Annotated in this window: 14 protein-coding genes and 1 pseudogene; 7 read left to right on the plus strand and 8 right to left on the minus strand. The window is 70.4% G+C overall.

All coding sequences use genetic code 11. From position 1 onward, the window contains the following. Nucleotides 1-76: 76 nt before the first annotated feature. The 3 genes from ychF to O7543_RS14380 all read right to left on the minus strand — a co-directional run bounded on the left by ychF (nt 77) and on the right by O7543_RS14380 (nt 2,256). Nucleotides 77-1,162: a redox-regulated ATPase YchF gene (ychF, locus tag O7543_RS14370; protein ID WP_281553360.1), complete on the minus strand. Its 1,086-nt coding sequence runs from the start codon at nt 1,160-1,162 to the stop codon at nt 77-79. Nucleotides 1,163-1,195: 33 nt separating this feature from the next. Beyond that, complete coding sequence (locus O7543_RS14375; RefSeq protein ID WP_281553359.1) at nt 1,196-1,702, minus strand: hypothetical protein; 507 nt, start codon at nt 1,700-1,702, stop codon at nt 1,196-1,198. Between the two features lie 83 nt (nt 1,703-1,785). Continuing rightward, on the minus strand, nt 1,786-2,256 hold the full coding sequence (locus tag O7543_RS14380) for a hypothetical protein (protein WP_281567458.1): 471 nt from the start codon (nt 2,254-2,256) through the stop codon (nt 1,786-1,788). Between the two features lie 312 nt (nt 2,257-2,568). Here O7543_RS14380 and O7543_RS14385 point away from each other — a divergent pair, with 312 nt between their 5' ends. The 5 genes and pseudogenes from O7543_RS14385 to O7543_RS14405 all read left to right on the plus strand — a co-directional run. Beyond that, the gene (locus tag O7543_RS14385; RefSeq protein WP_281567459.1) at nt 2,569-3,807 is read left to right on the plus strand and encodes an MFS transporter; all 1,239 of its coding nucleotides are present in this window, start codon (nt 2,569-2,571) and stop codon (nt 3,805-3,807) included. 55 nt (nt 3,808-3,862) lie between these two features. Beyond that, on the plus strand, nt 3,863-5,377 hold the full coding sequence (locus O7543_RS14390; protein ID WP_281567460.1) for an AlkA N-terminal domain-containing protein: 1,515 nt from the start codon (nt 3,863-3,865) through the stop codon (nt 5,375-5,377). Next, nucleotides 5,378-5,905, plus strand: a complete 528-nt coding sequence (locus tag O7543_RS14395; protein WP_281567461.1) for a methylated-DNA--[protein]-cysteine S-methyltransferase — start codon at nt 5,378-5,380, stop codon at nt 5,903-5,905. Between the two features lie 30 nt (nt 5,906-5,935). Then, complete coding sequence (locus O7543_RS14400; RefSeq protein ID WP_281553354.1) at nt 5,936-7,720, plus strand: ABC transporter ATP-binding protein; 1,785 nt, start codon at nt 5,936-5,938, stop codon at nt 7,718-7,720. Nucleotides 7,721-7,782: 62 nt separating this feature from the next. Further along, a pseudogene (locus tag O7543_RS14405) lies at nt 7,783-9,438 on the plus strand (ABC transporter ATP-binding protein); the annotation flags it as partial. A 262-nt stretch (nt 9,439-9,700) separates the two neighbouring features. On the opposite strand, the gene O7543_RS14410 reads toward O7543_RS14405, so the two are convergent. Both O7543_RS14410 and O7543_RS14415 read right to left on the minus strand, forming a co-directional pair. Next, the gene (locus tag O7543_RS14410) at nt 9,701-10,528 is read right to left on the minus strand and encodes a class I SAM-dependent methyltransferase (RefSeq protein WP_281567462.1); all 828 of its coding nucleotides are present in this window, start codon (nt 10,526-10,528) and stop codon (nt 9,701-9,703) included. Between the two features lie 140 nt (nt 10,529-10,668). Next, the gene (locus tag O7543_RS14415) at nt 10,669-14,055 is read right to left on the minus strand and encodes an IPT/TIG domain-containing protein (RefSeq protein ID WP_281567463.1); all 3,387 of its coding nucleotides are present in this window, start codon (nt 14,053-14,055) and stop codon (nt 10,669-10,671) included. 382 nt (nt 14,056-14,437) lie between these two features. Between O7543_RS14415 and O7543_RS14420 the strand changes: the two genes are divergently transcribed. Further along, on the plus strand, nt 14,438-15,190 hold the full coding sequence (locus O7543_RS14420) for an SGNH/GDSL hydrolase family protein (RefSeq protein WP_281567464.1): 753 nt from the start codon (nt 14,438-14,440) through the stop codon (nt 15,188-15,190). A gap of 45 nt (nt 15,191-15,235) precedes the next feature. Here the strand turns inward: O7543_RS14420 and O7543_RS14425 are convergent, their stop codons facing one another. The 3 genes from O7543_RS14425 to O7543_RS14435 all read right to left on the minus strand — a co-directional run bounded on the left by O7543_RS14425 (nt 15,236) and on the right by O7543_RS14435 (nt 16,932). Next, complete coding sequence (locus O7543_RS14425) at nt 15,236-15,376, minus strand: hypothetical protein (protein ID WP_281553350.1); 141 nt, start codon at nt 15,374-15,376, stop codon at nt 15,236-15,238. Between the two features lie 110 nt (nt 15,377-15,486). After that, the gene (locus O7543_RS14430; RefSeq protein ID WP_281553349.1) at nt 15,487-16,104 is read right to left on the minus strand and encodes a hypothetical protein; all 618 of its coding nucleotides are present in this window, start codon (nt 16,102-16,104) and stop codon (nt 15,487-15,489) included. 60 nt (nt 16,105-16,164) lie between these two features. Further along, nucleotides 16,165-16,932: a hypothetical protein gene (locus tag O7543_RS14435; protein WP_281553348.1), complete on the minus strand. Its 768-nt coding sequence runs from the start codon at nt 16,930-16,932 to the stop codon at nt 16,165-16,167. 88 nt (nt 16,933-17,020) lie between these two features. Here O7543_RS14435 and O7543_RS14440 point away from each other — a divergent pair, with 88 nt between their 5' ends. Then, nucleotides 17,021-18,241, plus strand: a complete 1,221-nt coding sequence (locus O7543_RS14440) for a DNA recombination protein RmuC (protein ID WP_281555440.1) — start codon at nt 17,021-17,023, stop codon at nt 18,239-18,241. Nucleotides 18,242-18,405 lie beyond the last annotated feature (164 nt).

Genomic DNA, 18,405 nt, shown 5'->3' on the forward strand with positions numbered 1-18,405 from the left:
CACAGCTGCTACCACCTCGCAGACACCGCTAATTCTGGGACGAGGCACACGCCGGCTCGTGCCCGGCATGCCGGAATCAGACGTTGAAGCGGAACTCGACGACGTCGCCATCCTGCATGACGTACTCCTTGCCCTCCATCCGGACCTTGCCGGCCGCCTTGGCCGCCGCCATCGTGCCGGCCGCGACCAGGTCGTCGTAGGAGACGATCTCGGCCTTGATGAAGCCGCGCTGGAAGTCGGAGTGGATCACCCCGGCGGCCTCCGGCGCGGTCGCCCCAACCGGGATGGTCCAGGCCCGCGCCTCCTTCGGCCCGGCGGTGAGGTACGTCTGCAGCCCAAGCGTACGGAATCCGACCCGGATCAGCTGGTTGAGCCCCGGCTCGCTCTGCCCGGTCGACTCCAGCAGCTCCATCGCCTCGTCGTCCGGCAGATCGATCAACTCGGACTCGATCTTGGCGTCCATGAAGACCGCCTCGGCCGGGGCGACCAGCGCCCGCAGCTCGGCGAGCAGCTCGGCATTGCCCAGCTCGTCCTCGTCGACGTTGAAGACGTACAGGAACGGCTTGGTGGTGAGCAGGTGCAGCTCACGCAGCTCGGCGACGTCGATGCCGGCGGCGGCCGCACCCGCGTACAGCGTGGTCCCGCCGTCGAGCAGCGCGGCGGCGGCCTTCGCGGCGGCGTGGATCGCCGCCCGGTCCTTGCGCAGCCGGGCTTCCTTCTCCAGCCGGGGCAGCGCCTTCTCCAAGGTCTGCAGGTCGGCCAGGATCAGCTCGGTGTTGATCGTGGCGATGTCATCACCCGGGGAGACCTTGCCGTCGACGTGCACCACGTTCGGGTCGGAGAAGACCCGCACGACCTGGCAGATCGCGGCGGCGTCGCGGATGTTGGCCAGGAAGGCGTTGCCTCGGCCCTGCCCCTTGGACGCGCCCCGCACCAGACCGGCGATGTCGACGAACGACACCGGCGCCGGGATGGTCTTCTCCGAGCCGAAGATCTCCGCCAGCCTGCCCAGCCGCCCGTCCGGCAGCCCCACCACCCCGACGTTCGGCTCGATCGTGGCGAAGGGGTAGTTCGCCGCGAGGACGTCGTTCTTGGTGAGCGCGTTGAACAGGGTGCTCTTGCCGACGTTGGGCAGGCCGACGATGCCGATGGTGAGACTCACGTCGGTCGAGTCTACGCAGCGTCCGGTGGCGGGTCAGGCGCAGGCGGTCTTCAGCTTCTCCGCCAGCTCGGCCAGGCGACCCTCCACCTGTCCCATCGGGGTGTTGTCGTCCGGGTCGACGATCTGGGCGGCGAACTCGGACGCCTCGGTCAACGCCTGCTGCACGTCGGCGTCGACCGGGTCGGCGGCGAGCGACTCCAGCATTGCCGAGAGGTCGGTGAACTTGGCCCGGAACTCGGCGTCGGCGGTCTCCGCAGCCGTCCCGCCCTCAGCCACTGCGGCGATGAGGTCGGCGAAGTACGCCTCGATGGTCGATGCAGTCTCCTCGGCGACCGGTACCGCCGTGTCGCATGCCGTCTTGGTGGCCGCGGCGGCCCCGCCCTCGGCGGAGCCGGCCGACTCCGCGTCGGCCGACGCGGTCGCCGTCGGCGATGACGTCTGACCGGCGGCGGTGTCGGTTTCGCTGTCGCCACCGCCGCAGCCGGCCAGGGTCAACGCGAGCGCCGTCGCAGCGGCGGCGGTGATCAGGGTACGTCGCATCGAAGATCCGTCCATTGAGAGGCGAGCAAACTGGACCAGGCTAACGGACGTCTGCTCCCGGCCCGCCCGGCCCCTCGTGGACGTCACTCGCAGACGGCGCGGAAATCTTCTGGGATCGCCACCACGGCGGCGACCTGCTCGTCGCTGAGCGGAGTCTCACCGATCTCGGTGGCGGCCTCGATCGCGGCCGTACTCTCGGTCAGCACCGTCCGCAGTTCGTCCGACACCGGGCCGGTGGCCAGTGAGGTGAGCGTCGCCGACCAGCCGCGCATCTGCGCCTCGAAGTTGTCCTTCGCGTCCGCCGGCGCCCCCGCGCTGGCCGTCGGGTCGGCGAACTGGTTGACGTCACGCTGGAAACCGGCGGCGAAGTCGCTGCTCATCGATACCGCCTGATTGCAGGCGGCGTTGGTGGCGGCGAGGATGTCGGCCTCACTGGCGGTGCTGCTGCCGACGGTCGGCGACGGCGCGCCCGTCGGCGGCGGCTCGGTGCCGCAGCCGGTGAATCCGAGGATCAGGGCCGAGCCGAGGACGGCGCTGGCCAGTAGGCGACGCATGATATCTACCGACTCCTTTATCGAGGTGCACCAAACTGTGCCACTCTATCGATCCAGGAGCCAGGTCGCCGAACGGAGCCCATCGACCGACACAGATGGCGAGAGCGCCGCTGCCAGCAGTTGATGGTGAGCATCGTCATGTTACTTACCAGTGACGCGTGCTCTACCGTCTGCGCAGGGCAACGGCGCCGTGTGCCCAGCGCGGCCAGACCCGGCAGCACCGGGCGGTACCCGCTGCGAGCGGCGTACCGTTGCCGCCCGGACGGACGTTCGGGTGGACGACAAGGTCCGGGCGAGCGGGGAGCGGGTGGCGTGGTGGCGAACGGGGCGGCGGCGCTGGCGCGGCCGGTGGTGGAACGGGCACGCATCGCGGTCGCGATCGCGTTCGGGGTCAGTGGTCTGGCGTTCGCCTCGTGGATCTCCCGTACCCCGGCGATCCGCGACGCCCTCGATCTGACCAACGCCCAGTTCGGGCTGCTGCTGTTGTGCACGTCGGTGGGCGCGGTCAGCGCGCTGCCGCTGTCCGGTCCGCTGGTACACGCGATCGGGCCCCACCGGACGGTGCTGCTGGGCGCCGCGGCCGTGACCGTCGGGATGCTCGCCGTCGCAGTCGGTGTGGCGGTCGTCTCACCGCCACTGGCCGGCGCCGGGCTGCTGCTGACCGGCACCGGGTTGAGCAGCTGGGACGTGGCGATGAACGTTGAGGGTGCCGACGTCGAGCGCCGGCTCGACCGCCCGCTGATGCCCCGTTTCCACGCCGGCTTCAGCCTGGGTACGGTGACCGGCGCGCTCCTCGGGGCCGGGTGTGCCTGGCTGGCGGTGCCGGTCGACTGGCAACTCGCCGTCACCGCACTGCTGGTGATCGCCTCGATCGCCGCGGCCGTACGGATGTTCCTGCCGGTCCCGGTGCGGGTGCCCGGCGCGGCAGCACCCCGGTCCGGGGTGCTGCGTGCCTGGCGGGAGCCGCGCACCCTGCTGATCGGTCTGCTGGTGCTGGCCTTCGCGTTCGTCGAAGGGGTGGCGAACGACTGGCTCACCCTGGCCGTGGTCGACGGCTACCAAGTCGGTGACGCGGTCGGCGCGGTCGCATTCGGGGTGTTTGTCGCGGCGATGACCGCCGCCCGGATGGTCGGCGGTACGGCGTTGCAACGCTGGGGACGGGTGACGGTGCTGCGGGCGACGGCGGTGCTCGCCCTGATCGGCCTGGCCCTGGTGGTGTTCGGGCCGACGCTGCCGCTGGCGCTGCTCGGGGCACTGCTGTGGGGCGCCGGGGCGTCGCTCGGCTTCCCGGTCGGGATGAGCGCGGCCGCCGACGAGGCCGACCGGGCGGCGGTACGGGTGTCGGTGGTCAGTTCGATCGGCTACACCTCGTTCCTGGCCGGTCCGCCACTGATCGGTTTCCTGGCCGAGCAGGTCGGCATCCTACGATCGCTGCTGGTGGTGCTCGGGGCGTTGGCGATCGGCCTGCTGGCCGCCGGCGCTACCCGGCCGGCCGGCACGGGCGGCACGGCCAGCGCTACCCAGCCGGCCGGCACGGGCCAGGGCTCGTGACTGCAGGTCCGATTCCCGCCAGCCGACCGGGCCGGCAAGCGGGCAGGATCGACCCATGGAGCTCGACTTCGAGCGGTGCTACCGAGTGGTGGACAGCCGCGACCAGCGCTTCGATGGCTGGTTCTACACCGGCGTGACGTCGACCGGCATCTACTGCCGGCCGTCCTGCCCGGCGGTCACCCCGAAGCGGGACAACGTTCGGTTCTTTGCCTCGGCGGCCGCCGCGCAACAGGCCGGGCTGCGCGCCTGCCGGCGCTGCCACCCCGACGCCACCCCGGGTTCGCCCGACTGGGACCGCCGCGCCGACCTGGTCGGGCGGGCGATGCGGTTGATCGGCGACGGGGTGGTGGACCGCGGCGGCGTACCGGGGCTGGCCCGCCGGCTCGGCTACACCGAACGGCATCTCACCCGGGTGCTGACCGAGCAGGTGGGGGCCGGCCCGCTGGCGTTGGCCAGGGCGCAGCGTGCGCAGACGGCCCGGATCCTGGTGGAGCGGACCGCTCTGACCGTCGCCGAGATCGCGTTCGCGGCCGGGTTCGGCAGCGTCCGGCAGTTCAACGACACGTTCCGGACGGTGTACGGCGGCCCGCCGTCGACGCTGCGCGGCCGCGTACGGCCCGGTGCGCCCGACCGGGCCGGGGTGATCACCGTACGGCTGGCGTTCCGTCGGCCGATGGCGGTCGACGCCGTACTCGGATTCCTGGCCGACCGGGCGGTGCCCGGCGTGGAGTCCGCCGACGGCGGCAGATACCGGCGTGCGCTGCGGTTGCCGTACGGCACCGGCACGGTGGCGCTCACCCCGCACGACGGTTTCCTCGCCGCCGCGTTGCGCCTCGCCGACCTGCGTGATCTGGCACCGGCGGTGTCCCGCTGCCGCCGGCTGTTCGACCTGGACGCCGACCCGGCGGCGGTGGACGCCGTGCTGGGTGCCGATCCGGCGTTCGCCGCTGCTGTCGCCGCCGAGCCCGGGGTCCGGGTGCCGGGCGCGGTGGACGGCTTCGAACTGGCGGTACGGGCCGTGGTCGGGCAGCAGATCTCGGTGTCCGCCGCCCGCCGGGTGCTGGCCCGCCTCTGCGCGGCGACCGCGTCGCGAACAGCCCCGCCTGCGGACGGGTCGCGAACAGCCCCGCCTGCGGACGGGTCGCGAACAGCCCTGCCTGCGGACGGCCTGGCGCCGTTCCCGGGCCCGGCCGAACTGCTCGCCCTACCCGACGACGCCTTCGCGATGCCAGCCACCCGGCGCGGCACGCTGCGCGCGTTGGCCGCCGGGGTCGCCGACGGCGACATCGGGCTCGACCTGGGCAGCGACCGGGCCGAGCTGTCGCACCGGCTCACCGCACTGCCCGGCATCGGCCCGTGGACCGCCGGTTATGTGGCGATGCGGGCGCTCGGCGACCCGGATGTGCTGCTCGGCACCGACCTGGGGGTACGGCGCGGCGCGGCGGCGCTCGGCCTGCCCGCCTCCCCCGCAGACCTGACCACCCACGCTGAGCGCTGGCGGCCCTGGCGGTCCTACGCCAACCTGCGGCTGTGGCGGTCCGCCACGCCAACGAAATCTACATCGGAGTGAATGATGACAACGTCTTCGACATTGGACGCGAGTACGATCGCCACGGCGGTCGGGCCGCTGACACTGATCGCCGACCCGGACGGGGCACTGCGGGCCGCCGGCTTCACCGCCGACCCGGACGACCTGCTCGCCGTGGTCCACCCCGACCTGCGCGGACCGGTCCGCCACCGGGCCGACCTCGGCGACGTCACCCGCGCCGTACGGTCCTACCTGGCCGGTGAGCTCACTGCGATCGACCAGCTCCCGGTCAGTCAGCGCGGCGGTCCGTTCCAGCGCACCGCCTGGTCGGCGCTGCGTGAGGTGAAGCCCGGCGGGCCGGTCAGCTATACGGCGTTCGCCCTGCGCTCCGGCCGCCCGGCAGCGGTCCGGGCGGCAGCCGGCGCCTGCGCCCGCAACGCGGTCGCGCTGGTGGTCCCCTGCCACCGGGTGCTGCGCGGCGACGGCACGCTGGGCGGCTACCGATGGGGTCTGCCGATCAAGAAGTGGCTGCTCGACCATGAATCGCAGGTGACCTTCGCAGGGCAGTGAACCGGTGCCGGCACCGGCTACCGTCGTGGTGTGGACGCCGTACCCGACCGATCTCCGCCCCGGCGGCGCGCCGTCCACAATCTCTGGCGACTGCGCTGTTACCTGCGCCCGTACCTCGGTCAACTTGGTTGGCTGCTGGCGGCCGCCGCAGCAGCGACCGGGGCCGGCATCGCCATCCCGCTGGTCATCGCCGAGGTGGTGGACGGCCCGGTGGCCGCTGGTGATCCCGCTGGTCTGCTGTTCCTCGGTGGACTCGCCCTGCTGCTCGGCGTCGTCGAGGCGGTGCTCATCTTCATCCGGCGGTGGACACAGAGTGCCTCGTCGATCGGGATGGAGAGCACCATCCGCGACGACATCTACGCCCACCTGCAGCGACTCCCGGTCACCTTCCACGACCAGTGGCAGTCCGGGCAGCTGCTGTCCCGGGCGATCAGCGATCTGTCGGTTATCCGACGCTTCCTCTCCTTCGGCCTGCTGTTCCTGATCCTCAACTCGGCGACCTACCTGACCGTGGTGGCGCTGCTGCTGCACCTGTACTGGCCGTTGGGACTGGTGGTGGCGGCCAGCGCCCTACCGCTATACCTGTTCAGCCACCAGTTCACCCGCGCCTACCTGCGGGTGTCCCGACGAATGCAGGACCAGCAGGGTGACCTGGCCACCCTGGTCGAGGAGTCCGCGCAAGGGCTGCGGACCATCATTTCGTTCGGGCGCGGGCCGTACCTCACCGCGCGCTTCACCGACCTGGCCCGCGAGCTGCACGACACCGCGGTCGGCAAGGGCCGGCTGCTCGCCCATGCCTCGGCCCGCTACGACCTGGTGCCGAACGCGAGCCTCGCGGTCGTGCTGGTTGTCGGGGCTGTCGCCGTCGCCGACCAGCAGCTCACCATCGGTCAACTGGTCGCCTTCGTCACCCTGCAACTGATGCTGATCTGGCCGATCAAGTCGCTGGGCTGGATCATCTCGCACGCCCAGGAGGCGATGACCGCCGCCGACCGGATTCAGGAGGTGCTGGACACCTCGCCGTCGATCGTCGACCGACCGGATGCCATCAGGATCCGGGTCGGTGAGGTCCGCGGCGAGTTGCGTTTCGACAACGTCACCTTCGGCTACCCGGGGACGCCGGAGCCGGTGCTGCGCGGCGTCGACCTCACCGTACGGCCGGGTGAGACGTTGGCCATCGCCGGCCTGACCGGCAGCGGCAAGACCAGCCTGGTGTCGCTGGTGCCGCGGCTGTACGACGTCACCGGCGGGCGGATCACCCTGGACGGTCATGACCTGCGCGACCTGCGCCTCGACGAGCTGCGCCGGTGCGTCGGCGTGGCGTTCGAGGACCCCACCCTGTTCTCGATGTCGGTCCGGGAGAATTTGACCCTCGGCCGCCCGGACGCCACCGACGCCGAGGTGCACGCCGCGGTCCGGTTGGCGCAGGCCGACTTCGTCCACGACCTGCCCTGGGGGTTGCGGACCCGAATCGGCGAGCAGGGGCTGTCACTGTCCGGCGGACAGCGGCAGCGGCTGGCGCTGGCCCGGGCGGTGCTGGGCCGGCCCCGGGTGCTGGTGCTCGACGACCCGCTGTCCGCCCTGGACGTGCACACCGAGGCGTTGGTGGAGCAGGCGCTGCGCCGAGTGCTGGTCGGCACCACCGCGCTGCTGGTGGTGCACCGGCCGTCCACGGTCGCGTTGGCCGACCGGGTGGCACTGCTGGACGCGGGCCGGATCGCGGCTGTCGGCACCCACACCGAACTGCTCGCCACCGTGCCCGCCTACCGGGCCGTACTCTCCGCCGACGGACCCGGCCTGGTCAGGTCGCGGTGAACCGGACCGACGGTGCCGGCGGTACCGCAGATCGCGACGCGAGCAGGTACGACGACGGGCAGCTGGACTGGCGTGGGATCTCCGACCGGGCGGCGGACGGGGTCGGCGGCGCAGGCGACGGCGACCCGGTCGACAACGCCCGGGTCCGGGCCCGCAGCCGGGCGCTGCTCGGCTCGCTGACCCGGCCGCACCGGCGCATGATCGCGGTGGCGGTCGCCCTGCTGCTGCTGCAGAACGCCGCCGCGATGGCCGGTCCGTACCTGGTGATGCTGGGTATCGACCGGGCCATTCCGCCGCTGACCGACGACGGCGACGCGGGGCCGCTGATCGCGATCGCCGTCGCCTTCGCGGTCGCCACCGTCGCCGAGTACGTCGGCAAGCGCAGCTTCCTGATCCTGTCTGCCCGGATCGGTCAGGCGATCCTGCTCGACCTGCGTCAGCGGGTGTACCGGCATTTCCTCGGCCTGTCGGTCAGCTTTCACGAGCGCTACACCTCCGGCCGGGTGGTGGCCCGGTTGACCAGTGACATGGACTCGATCTCCGAGCTGGTCAACGGCGGCATCGACGATCTGGTGCTCGCCGGGCTGTCGGTGGTCTCGGTGGCGGCGATCCTGCTCTGGCTGGACCTGCCGCTGGCCCTGGTGACCCTGCTGGCATTCCCGTTCCTGCTGTGGATGTCGATCTGGTTCGCCCGCGCCTCCACCGTCGCCTACCGGCGTACCCGGGAGACTGTGGCGCTGCTGATCGTCCACTTCGTGGAGTCGCTCGGTGGTGTCCGGGCCGTGCACGCGTTCCGGCGCGAGCCCCGCAACCAGGAGATCTTCGCAGAGGTCAACACCGGCTTCCAGCGGGCCAGCCTGCACGCGTTCCGGCTGATCGCGATCTACTCACCGAGCCTCAAGGGCATCGGCAACGTGGCCATCGCGATGGTGCTCACCTTCGGCGGTTGGCAGGTGCTGCAGGGCCGCACTGAGATCGGCGTGCTCGCCGCGTTCCTGCTGTACCTGCGCCGGTTCTTCGAGCCGATGCAGGAGCTGAGCCAGTTCTACAACTCGCTGCAGTCGGCGACCGCGGCGCTGGAGAAGCTCTCCGGCGTACTCGACGAGCGGCCGGACGTCCCCGAACCGGTGCGGCCGCGGCCGCTGCCGCAGCCGGTACGCGGCGCGGTGCGGCTGCATGCCGTTTCCTTCGGCTACCGGCCGGACCGTCTGGTGCTGCCCGAGCTGACCCTGCGCATTCCGGCCGGGCAGACGGTCGCGCTGGTCGGGGCCACCGGGGCCGGCAAGTCAACGATCGCCAAGCTGGTGGCCCGGCTCTACGATCCGGTCAGCGGGTCGGTCACCCTGGACGGGATCGACCTGCGCGACATCGCCGGCCGCGACCTACGGCGGGACGTGATCATGGTGACGCAGGAGAATCACCTCTTCGCCGGCAGCGTCGCGGACAACATCCGGTTCGGCCGGCCGGACGCCACCGACACCGAGGTCGAGGCTGCGGCGCGGGCGATCGGCGCACACGAGTTCATCGCCGGACTTCCCGACGGGTACGCCACCGACGTGCACCGGCGCGGCGGGCGGCTGTCCGCCGGGCAACGGCAGTTGGTCGCCTTCGCCCGGGCGGTGCTGGCCGACCCGGCAGTTTTGATCCTCGACGAGGCGACCTCGTCGCTGGACGTGCCGACCGAGCGCCTGGTGCAGCGGGCGTTGCAGACCATGCTCGACGGTGGCCAGAACTGCAGTAGCCAGAACTGCGGTGGCGGCAACGACGGTGGCCGCAACGGCGACGGACCGGGGGCCAACAGCTCGCCGACCGGCCACGGGCGCACTGCGCTGGTCATCGCGCATCGGCTGTCGACGGTGCAGATCGCCGACCGGGTGCTGGTCCTCGACGACGGCCGGATCGTCGAGGACGGCCGGCCCGCCGACCTGATCGCCGACGGCGGTCGGTACGCCGTGCTGCACCACCAGTGGCGCGACAGCCTTAGCTGACCCGGACCGCCTGCAGGGTGTAGCTGAGTGGGAACCGCTCCGGTCGTTCAGTCAACCGCCACTCGCCGTCGTCGCCCTTTATCATCCGGCCGGGCAACGCGTTCCACGGCACGCTGTCGTGCTCGACCAGCATCGTCACCTGGAGCCCGGCGTCGGTGAGCGCGGTGAAGATCTCCCCGATGCCGTGGTTCCAGGAGTGGGTCAGGTTATGGGTGAAGCTGACGGCCGTATCGACGTAGGTGCCGTCCTCGTTCCATACCAGCGGCCGGTCCGTCTCGAAGTACGGCAGGTCGAGCACGAGCAGGCCGTCCGGGCGGGTCTCGTCGACCGCCCACAGCGCCGGGTGCCCTTCCCGCAGGAACAGCCGGCCGCCCGGCCGCAGCAGTGCGGCCACCGTCTCCGCCCATCGGGTCACGCTCGGCAGCCAGCAGAGCGCGCCGATCCCGGTGAAGACGAGGTCGAACCCTCCCGCGCCGAGCACCTCCACGGCGCGGTAGACATCGGCTTCGACGTACTCGACCGGGGTCTGTGCGGCTGCGGCGATCCGCCGGGCCTCGGCCAGGGACGCGCCGGAAAGGTCCAGGCCGGTCATGGTCGCGCCCAGCCGGGCCAGCGACAGCGTGTCGGTGCCGATGTGGCACTGCAGATGCACTCCGCGTACGCCGGTCAGGTCGCCGAGCCTCGGCAGGTCGAAGCGCACCACCTCACTGAGCAGCGCCGGGTCGGCGATCAGCTGCGCCACCCGGTAGTCCGGCGATGCGGCGTGTGCCGGCGCGCGCTCGTCCCAGCTGGCCCGGTTGAGCGCCAGATAGTCGGTCATGCCGCCGACCATCGCATGATCCGACGCCGCTGGCACCCCGTTATCGTCCGGTCGGGTCCGGCCCGGTGAGCCTGGTAACGGCGGGTGGCCCCGGTCGCTCATGCGCTCCCGGGGCCACCCGCTTTCTCAGTTGTTGCGTGTCACGCCCTGTTCGCCCGACGGCGGGTGAGCAGGAGCAACGAGATGCCCAGCACCACGAGCGCACCGCCGCTGGTGATCAGGTTCGTGGTCGCGCTGCCGGTGACCGGCAGCCCCACGTACCGGAAGGCGATCTCGTTCGAGGTGCCGTTCGGTGTCGTCACCGTGATGGTTGTGTGCTTGACGTCGCACGGCGGAGTGACGAAGCTCAGCGAGGTCCCGGAACTGTTGACCGTGACCTTGTTCGCTGGAATCGTCTTGCCGCAGATCGTCACGGTCGTCTGGCCTGGGATGAAGCCGCTGCCTCCGACCACCACTGTGGTCCCGCCGTTGGCCGGTCCCTGTCCAGGGTCGACCGAGTCGATCACCGGTGCCGGGCCACCCGAGTAGGTGAAGCCGTCCGGAGCGACCGCGTCGTCACCCGGCAACACCACCACCACATCAACCGGACCCACCGGCCCCGGCGGCGTCACCACCGTCAACGACGTACCCGACGGATCCACCACCAGATCAGTCCCCGGCACACCACCGAACGTCACATCAGTCGCCCCGGTAAAACCGGAACCCGTGACCGTCACCGTGGTACCACCCGTGTTCGGACCCGAATCCGGCACCACCGAATCAATCGTCGGCGGCACATAGGTGAAGATCCCCGCATCCGCAGTACCAGCCGGGAACACCAACACCACATCAGCCGGACCAGCAGCACCCGGCGGAGTCACCACCGTGATCTCCGTACCAGCCGGATTCACCGCGAACCCCGTACCCGCCACGCCATCAAACGTGACACCGGTCGCCCCAGTGAAACCCGAACCAGTAATCGTCACCGTGGTACCACCAGACGTCGGCCCGAAATCAGGATCCAGATCCGTCACCACCGCATCCGAACCATCAGCCAGATACGTGTACGCCAACGGATCAGTCGAACCACCATCAGTGGTCACCACCACATCCACCACACCAGGCGCATGCGCCGGAGTCACCGCCGTCAACGACGTACCCGACGGATCCACCACCACATCAGTGGCCGGCAACCCGTCAAACGTCACCGCCGTGTCACCCGGCACAAAACCCGAACCAGTGATCGTCACCACCTGACCACCAGACTGCGGACCAGAATCCGGATCAATAGACGACGCAGTCGGCGGCGCGACCACGTAGGTGAAGCCGTCCGGAGCGACCGCGTCGTCACCCGGCAACACCACCACCACATCAACCGGACCCACCGGCCCCGGCGGCGTCACCACCGTCAACGACATACCCGACGGATCCACCACCAGATCAGTCCCCGGCACACCACCGAACGTCACATCAGTCGCCCCGGTGAACCCGGAACCCGTGACCGTCACCGTGGTACCACCCGTGTTCGGACCCGAATCCGGCACCACCGAATCAATCGTCGGCGGCACATAGGTGAAGATCCCCGCATCCGCAGTACCAGCCGGGAACACCAACACCACATCAGCCGGACCAGCAGCACCCGGCGGAGTCACCACCGTGATCTCCGTACCAGCCGGATTCACCGCGAACCCCGTACCCGCCACGCCATCAAACGTGACACCGGTCGCCCCAGTGAAACCCGAACCAGTAATCGTCACCGTGGTACCACCAGACGTCGGCCCGAAATCAGGATCCAGATCCGTCACCACCGCATCCGAACCATCAGCCAGATACGTGTACGCCAACGGATCAGTCGAACCACCATCAGTGGTCACCACCACATCCACCACACCAGGCGCATGCGCCGGAGTCACCGCCGTCAACGACGTACCAGACGGATCCACCACCACATCAGTGGCCGGCAACCCGTCAAACGTCACCGCCGTGTCACCCGGCACAAAACCCGAACCAGTGATCGTCACCACCTGACCACCAGACTGCGGACCAGAATCCGGATCAATAGACGACGCAGTCGGCGGCGCGACCACGTAGGTGAAGCCGTCCGGAGCGACCGCGTCGTCACCCGGCAACACCACCACCACATCAACCGGACCCACCGGCCCCGGCGGCGTCACCACCGTCAACGACATACCCGACGGATCCACCACCAGATCAGTCCCCGGCACACCACCGAACGTCACATCAGTCGCCCCGGTGAACCCGGAACCCGTGACCGTCACCGTGGTACCACCCGTGTTCGGACCCGAATCCGGCACCACCGAATCAATCGTCGGCGGCACATAGGTGAAGATCCCCGCATCCGCAGTACCAGCCGGGAACACCAACACCACATCAGCCGGACCAGCAGCACCCGGCGGAGTCACCACCGTGATCTCCGTACCAGCCGGATTCACCGCGAACCCCGTACCCGCCACGCCATCAAACGTGACACCGGTCGCCCCAGTGAAACCCGAACCAGTAATCGTCACCGTGGTACCACCAGACGTCGGCCCGAAATCAGGATCCAGATCCGTCACCACCGCATCCGAACCATCAGCCAGATACGTGTACGCCAACGGATCAGTCGAACCACCATCAGTGGTCACCACCACATCCACCACACCAGGCGCATGCGCCGGAGTCACCGCCGTCAACGACGTACCAGACGGATCCACCACCACATCAGTGGCCGGCAACCCGTCAAACGTCACCGCCGTGTCACCCGGCACAAAACCCGAACCAGTGATCGTCACCACCTGACCACCAGACTGCGGACCAGAATCCGGATCAATAGACGACGCAGTCGGCGGCGCCGGTGCGGCCGGACGTTCACAGGTGGCCTCGGCGATGATGACTTCACCGACCGGGATGACCACCGGGAACCCGAGGAGCAGACCCGAGAGTGAGGCGGTGAGCACGATGGTGGCCGCCGCCGCGCTGTCGGCGGTGACGGTCTCGATACGCGACAGCGAGACATCGAGCATCGCTCCGACCAGACCCGGTACCGTCACCGCGGCGCTCACGTCAAGGCTCGGCCCGTTCGGGATCAGGACCTCCGCCAGGCCGAACACGGTAAGCCCGGTCAACGTCGTGTCGGCAGTCTGCGGACCGACGAAGGGGCAGCTGACCGCAGCCTCGACGGCCGATGCGGTCAGCACGTTCACCCCGAGGATGTCCAACGACACGTCGGCGACCGAGGACGAGGCGGACGACGAAATTGGGCCCCTGGTAGCGCTGACCTCCAGGACGGTGCCGTCGGCGGCGACGCCGATGGCTCCCGGCAGGGTGATGTCGAGCAGGGTCTCGGTGTCGGTGCCGCCGGCGGGTGGGGCGTCCACCGACCCGATCACCGCACTGGCCTCGATCACCGGAATCCCGAGGACCTCAGCCGAGAGGTCGACGATCACCCCCCTCGCATGCGCGTCTCCGGGAGCTGCGTAGGCGGGTGCGGCCGTCACCGCCAACCCGCCAGCGGTGCCAAGTAGCGCGGCCAGCGAGACGCTGGCCACCCGTTTCAACGTTGACTGCACTTTTCCCCCGTCTCGTCTTCTGCGTGAGCCGGACAGGCCGGTGCGCCCATCCGTCAGAAACGAGAACGACAGCAAATAGGGCAAGTCGCGCGAAACTACCGGAGGTCCACCTCACTCGACACGCATGTCCGGCGCGGCGTAGCTGGCCAGACGGGACGGCGTCCGCTGAACAGATCCACTTCCGCCGTTCGCCGGACGTGCCCGCAAGTTGATCCCTAAGCTCACTCACCTGGCCTCGGACGGGCTGCCCGGTCAGGAAGCACTGCCCGCCAACCGTCAGAACAGGATCCGCGTCACAGCACCTGTCAGTACCGGGAGGTAACTTGGTGCCGCTGGTTTCGCGGAACGGGGAGGGTCGCGGGTGCGGTACGTGGCGATCGGGGACAGTTTCACCGAAGGGCTCGGCGACGAGTTGCCGGACGGCACCGTACGCGGCTGGGCCGATTTGGTCGCCGCCGGGCTCGCCGCCGCGAATGGCGGTAGCGTGCAGTACGCCAACCTGGCGGTCCGGGGACGGCTGCTGGAGCCGATCGTCACCCAGCAGCTCGACCGGGCACTGTCGCTGTCCCCACTCCCGACGATGATCACCCTCAACGGCGGCGGCAACGACATGATGCGCCCCGGCACGGACCTGAGCCGGCTGGTCGCGCTGACCGAGGGCGCGGTACGCCGCTGCGCCGACGCCGGGGTTCGGCTGGTGCTGCTCAGCGGCGGCGACCCGAGCGCCCGGCTGCCGTTCGGCACGACGATGCGGCGGCGCGGGGTCTCGCTGACCGCCGCCACCGCTGAGCTCGCAGCCCGGCACGGTCTCGACTTCATCGACGTTTTCAGCGACGTGGAGATCCGCCGCGAACAGTACTGGTCGCCCGACCGCCTGCATCTCAACTCTGCCGGCCACCGCCGGGTCGCCAGCCTGGTGCTGGACGGGCTGGGCCACCCGACCGAGGCGCACGTGGTCGACCCGGCACCGGTCGGCCGGCGCAGCCTGCTCGCCGAGGCCCGCTACTACCGGGAGTTCGTGGTGCCCTGGGTACACCGCCGGCTGCGCGGCCGCTCGTCCGGTGACGGGCGGACCGCGAAGTACGCCGACTGGGTGCCGGTCCAGGCCGGCTGACCCGCCGCTGCGCCGCTTTGGCAACACCGCCGCCGCGGCGGTGCGTCACACCAGGGCGGGTCGACGACGCCACCCCGAGGTGATCCCGGCGCTCGCCGCTCGGACCGCGCTCGGCCGGATCGGCGAGCCCGACGACATCGGCAGGGTGATCGCGGCGCTGCTGTCCGCGGCCGGTATCAGCAGCACCCATCTGGCGCCGAAGAGTGCGGCTGGATCACCGCACAGGACATCGAGGTGTCCGGCGGTTACAACCTCTAGCCGCTGCTCACCGGCTGGTGACCGGGACAGCGGCCCGGTCACCAGCCGCGCAGGAAGCGCAGGCCGAGCAGGAAGGCCACCACCGACGGCCCGACGAGCAGCGTCACCGCCTGCAGTCGGTACGGCATCCGGTGCCGGCCGAGTTCGAGTGCGTTGGCGAACACCGAGGCGGCGGCGAGCATCATGAAACCGCCCCACCAGCCGATGGTGCCGAAGTCGACCAGACCGGTCACGATCAGCTCAAGGGTGGCCCCGACCCCGGCACCGGTTACGGCCAGCAGGGCCACGGTGCGGTGCAGCCCTCGGGCGAGCGGATGGTCCGGACGCCAACGGTAGGTGCCGGCCACCGCCAGGCAGGGCAGCACGACGAGCAACGGCCAGCCGTCACCCATCAGCCCCAGCATGAGCAGTGCGCCCACGGTGAAGACGATCGCGCCGATGCCGGCGACGACGTATCCACCGAAGGCGCGGCCGCCACCGCGGGCCATCAGCGGGCCACCGGCGGCGGCGATCAACGCGCCGGGTACCAGGATGAACCCGGCCCACCAGTGGAACCGCCCGGGCGACTGGGCGGCGGCGGTCGCCGCCCCGGTGGCCAGGGCCGCCGCGCCGAGACCGGCGAGCCACCCGCGCTGAATCTGTCGCTTGGTGTCCACGACGACGAGCCTGCCCGGTCGCCGGCCGGCGGACCATCCGGGTAGCCCTACTTCCGAAGGTCAGAAATCCCCGAATCCGCCGAAGTCGCCGCCACCGAAATCCCCACCGCCGAAGTCGCCGCCACCGAAATCCTCGCCACCGGAGAAGTCCTCCCCGCCGGAGAAGTCCTCGTCACCGCCGCCGTCCTCCAAGCCGGCGGCGTACCCGGCGTCGTAGCCGGGGTCGCCGAACGTCGGAGAGAACAATGCACTGAAGACCAGCATGCCGCCGATCGCACCGGCCGCCCCGGCCAGCGCCGGCTTCCACAGCGGTTGGGAGTACCAGCCGGCCGGCACCGGCCGGCCCTGGTGGTAGCCGCCCGGGTAGTAGTGCGGCGTCTGCGGGCCCGGGTTGGGCCCGGCCCGGAAGGTCTGCCCCTGGACGTCGACCTCACGCTCCTTGGTGAGCTGCCCGGCGCCCCGGGCGGCGGCCAGTGGGGGCAGTTCGGGACCGGGGTCGATGCCGAGCGCCACCCGAGCCGCCCGGACGTAGGCCAGGCCCTCCAGGGCGGTCTCCCGGGCCAGCTCGAACTGCTTGAGGCTGCGGGCCTGCTCCAACTGGGAGCCGGCTGCGGTGTAGCGCTCGCCGGCGTCGAGCAGCGACTGCCGGACCGCCGGCTGGTCGCCGTGCAGGTTCATCACCTGGCCGCCGAGCCGCTCGTACCAGCGTTGTGCCTCGGCCCGGGCGTCGGCCAGCGCCCGCTCCTTGCGGGCGGCGCTCTCCCCCCGCCACCACAGCAGGCCGCCGGCGAACAACGCCACCAAGACCAGGAGCAGAAGAAATTCCATGGCTACGACGGTAGCCGCCCTGATCCACCACCAGCCACAACGACGGGCGGTGCCGGGCGTCGGCGGGCGGGCGGCGTACCTGTTTGACATGCTTTCCGGCGTGGATGTCGCGACGGTTGTGGTGGTGGTCGTCTGTCTCGGTTGCGGCGCGGCGCTCGGCTGGCTGACTGCCCGGGCCCGGTCGGCGACCGAGATCGCCCGGCTGGACGCGACGCTGCGCGCCACCCGCGACGGCGAGGGTCGGTTGGAGCAGTCGATGCGGGCGCTGTCGTACGAGGCGACCGCCCAGTCGCAGGAGGCGGTGGCGCGGGCGGTGGCTCCGCTGCACGACGCACTGCGCCGCTACGAGCAGCGGGTGGCTGAGCTGGAGCACGACCGGGTCGACGCGTACGCCGAGCTGCGTGAGCAGGTCCGGGCGATGGGCGGGGTCTCCGCTGAGCTGCGTACCGAGACCAAGCAGCTGGTGGCGGCGCTGCGCGCGCCCCAGGTGCGGGGCCGGTGGGGTGAGCACCAGCTGCGGCGCATCGTCGAGGCGGCCGGGATGCTCGAGCACTGCGACTTCGCCGAGCAGGTGACCGCGCGGACCGAGCAGCAGACGGTCCGCCCGGATCTGGTGGTACGGCTGCACGGCGGGCGCAGCGTGGTGGTCGACGCCAAGGCACCGTTCGACGGCTACCTGTCCGCGATGGAGGCCCGCGAGGAGCGCACCCGGGACCAGCACCTGGACAGCCACGCCCGGCAGCTGCGGACCCATGTGGACGCGCTCGCCGCGAAGCAGTACTGGTCCGCGTTCGATCAGACGCCGGAGTTCGTGGTGCTGTTCGTGCCGGCCGACCCGTTCCTGGACGCCGCGTTGCAGCGCGACCCGGCTCTGCTGGAGCACGCGTTCAGCCGGGACATCGTGCTGGCCACCCCGGCGACGCTGGTGGCCCTGCTGCGTACGGTGGCGTACTCGTGGCGACAGGAGGCGCTGGCCCGTAACGCGGTGGCGGTGCACGGGCTGGCCCGTGAACTGTACGGGCGGCTGGCCACGCTGGGCGAGCATGTCACGAAGCTGGGTAACGCGCTGGGGGGTGCGGTCACCGCGTACAACCGGGCGGTGGGATCGCTGGAGGGGCGGGTCCTGGTCAGTGCGCGCAAACTCGCCGATCTCGGGGTTTCCGGCGCTGAACTGACGCCCCCGCCACAGGTCGAGGTGGCGCCCCGTCAGGTGCAGGCGCCGGAGCTGGAATCGCCGTCGGCCGGCGATGACCGGGCGCATCGGACACGTCCCGAGTGGACCGGGTTGAGCTGGGAAAACCCCAAATAGACATCACTCATTGCAGGCATTTCACTACGACCACGCCACCTATTCAGGGAAGTTTATGTCACGGGCTGGTCACAACGCTTGGCTAGGTAGTGACAGCGATCCACCGGAACACAAAGGATGCGGTCACACGTGCCCTGCACCACAGGGCCCAGTTCTTCCGGAGG

The organism is Solwaraspora sp. WMMA2080, from assembly GCF_027497395.1.
GTDB lineage: Bacteria > Actinomycetota > Actinomycetes > Mycobacteriales > Micromonosporaceae > Micromonospora_E.

Excerpts from the sequence above, each read along its gene's own strand:
- O7543_RS14375 (WP_281553359.1), bottom strand. The coding sequence starts at position 1,702 with ATGCGACGTACCCTGATCACCGCCGCCGCTGCGACGGCGCTCGCGTTG.
- O7543_RS14380 (WP_281567458.1), bottom strand. The coding sequence starts at position 2,256 with ATGCGTCGCCTACTGGCCAGCGCCGTCCTCGGCTCGGCCCTGATCCTC.
- O7543_RS14390 (WP_281567460.1), top strand. The coding sequence starts at position 3,863 with ATGGAGCTCGACTTCGAGCGGTGCTACCGAGTGGTGGACAGCCGCGAC.
- O7543_RS14395 (WP_281567461.1), top strand. The coding sequence starts at position 5,378 with ATGATGACAACGTCTTCGACATTGGACGCGAGTACGATCGCCACGGCG.
- O7543_RS14410 (WP_281567462.1), bottom strand. The coding sequence starts at position 10,528 with ATGACCGACTATCTGGCGCTCAACCGGGCCAGCTGGGACGAGCGCGCG.
- O7543_RS14435 (WP_281553348.1), bottom strand. The coding sequence starts at position 16,932 with ATGGAATTTCTTCTGCTCCTGGTCTTGGTGGCGTTGTTCGCCGGCGGC.
- O7543_RS14440 (WP_281555440.1), top strand. The coding sequence starts at position 17,021 with ATGCTTTCCGGCGTGGATGTCGCGACGGTTGTGGTGGTGGTCGTCTGT.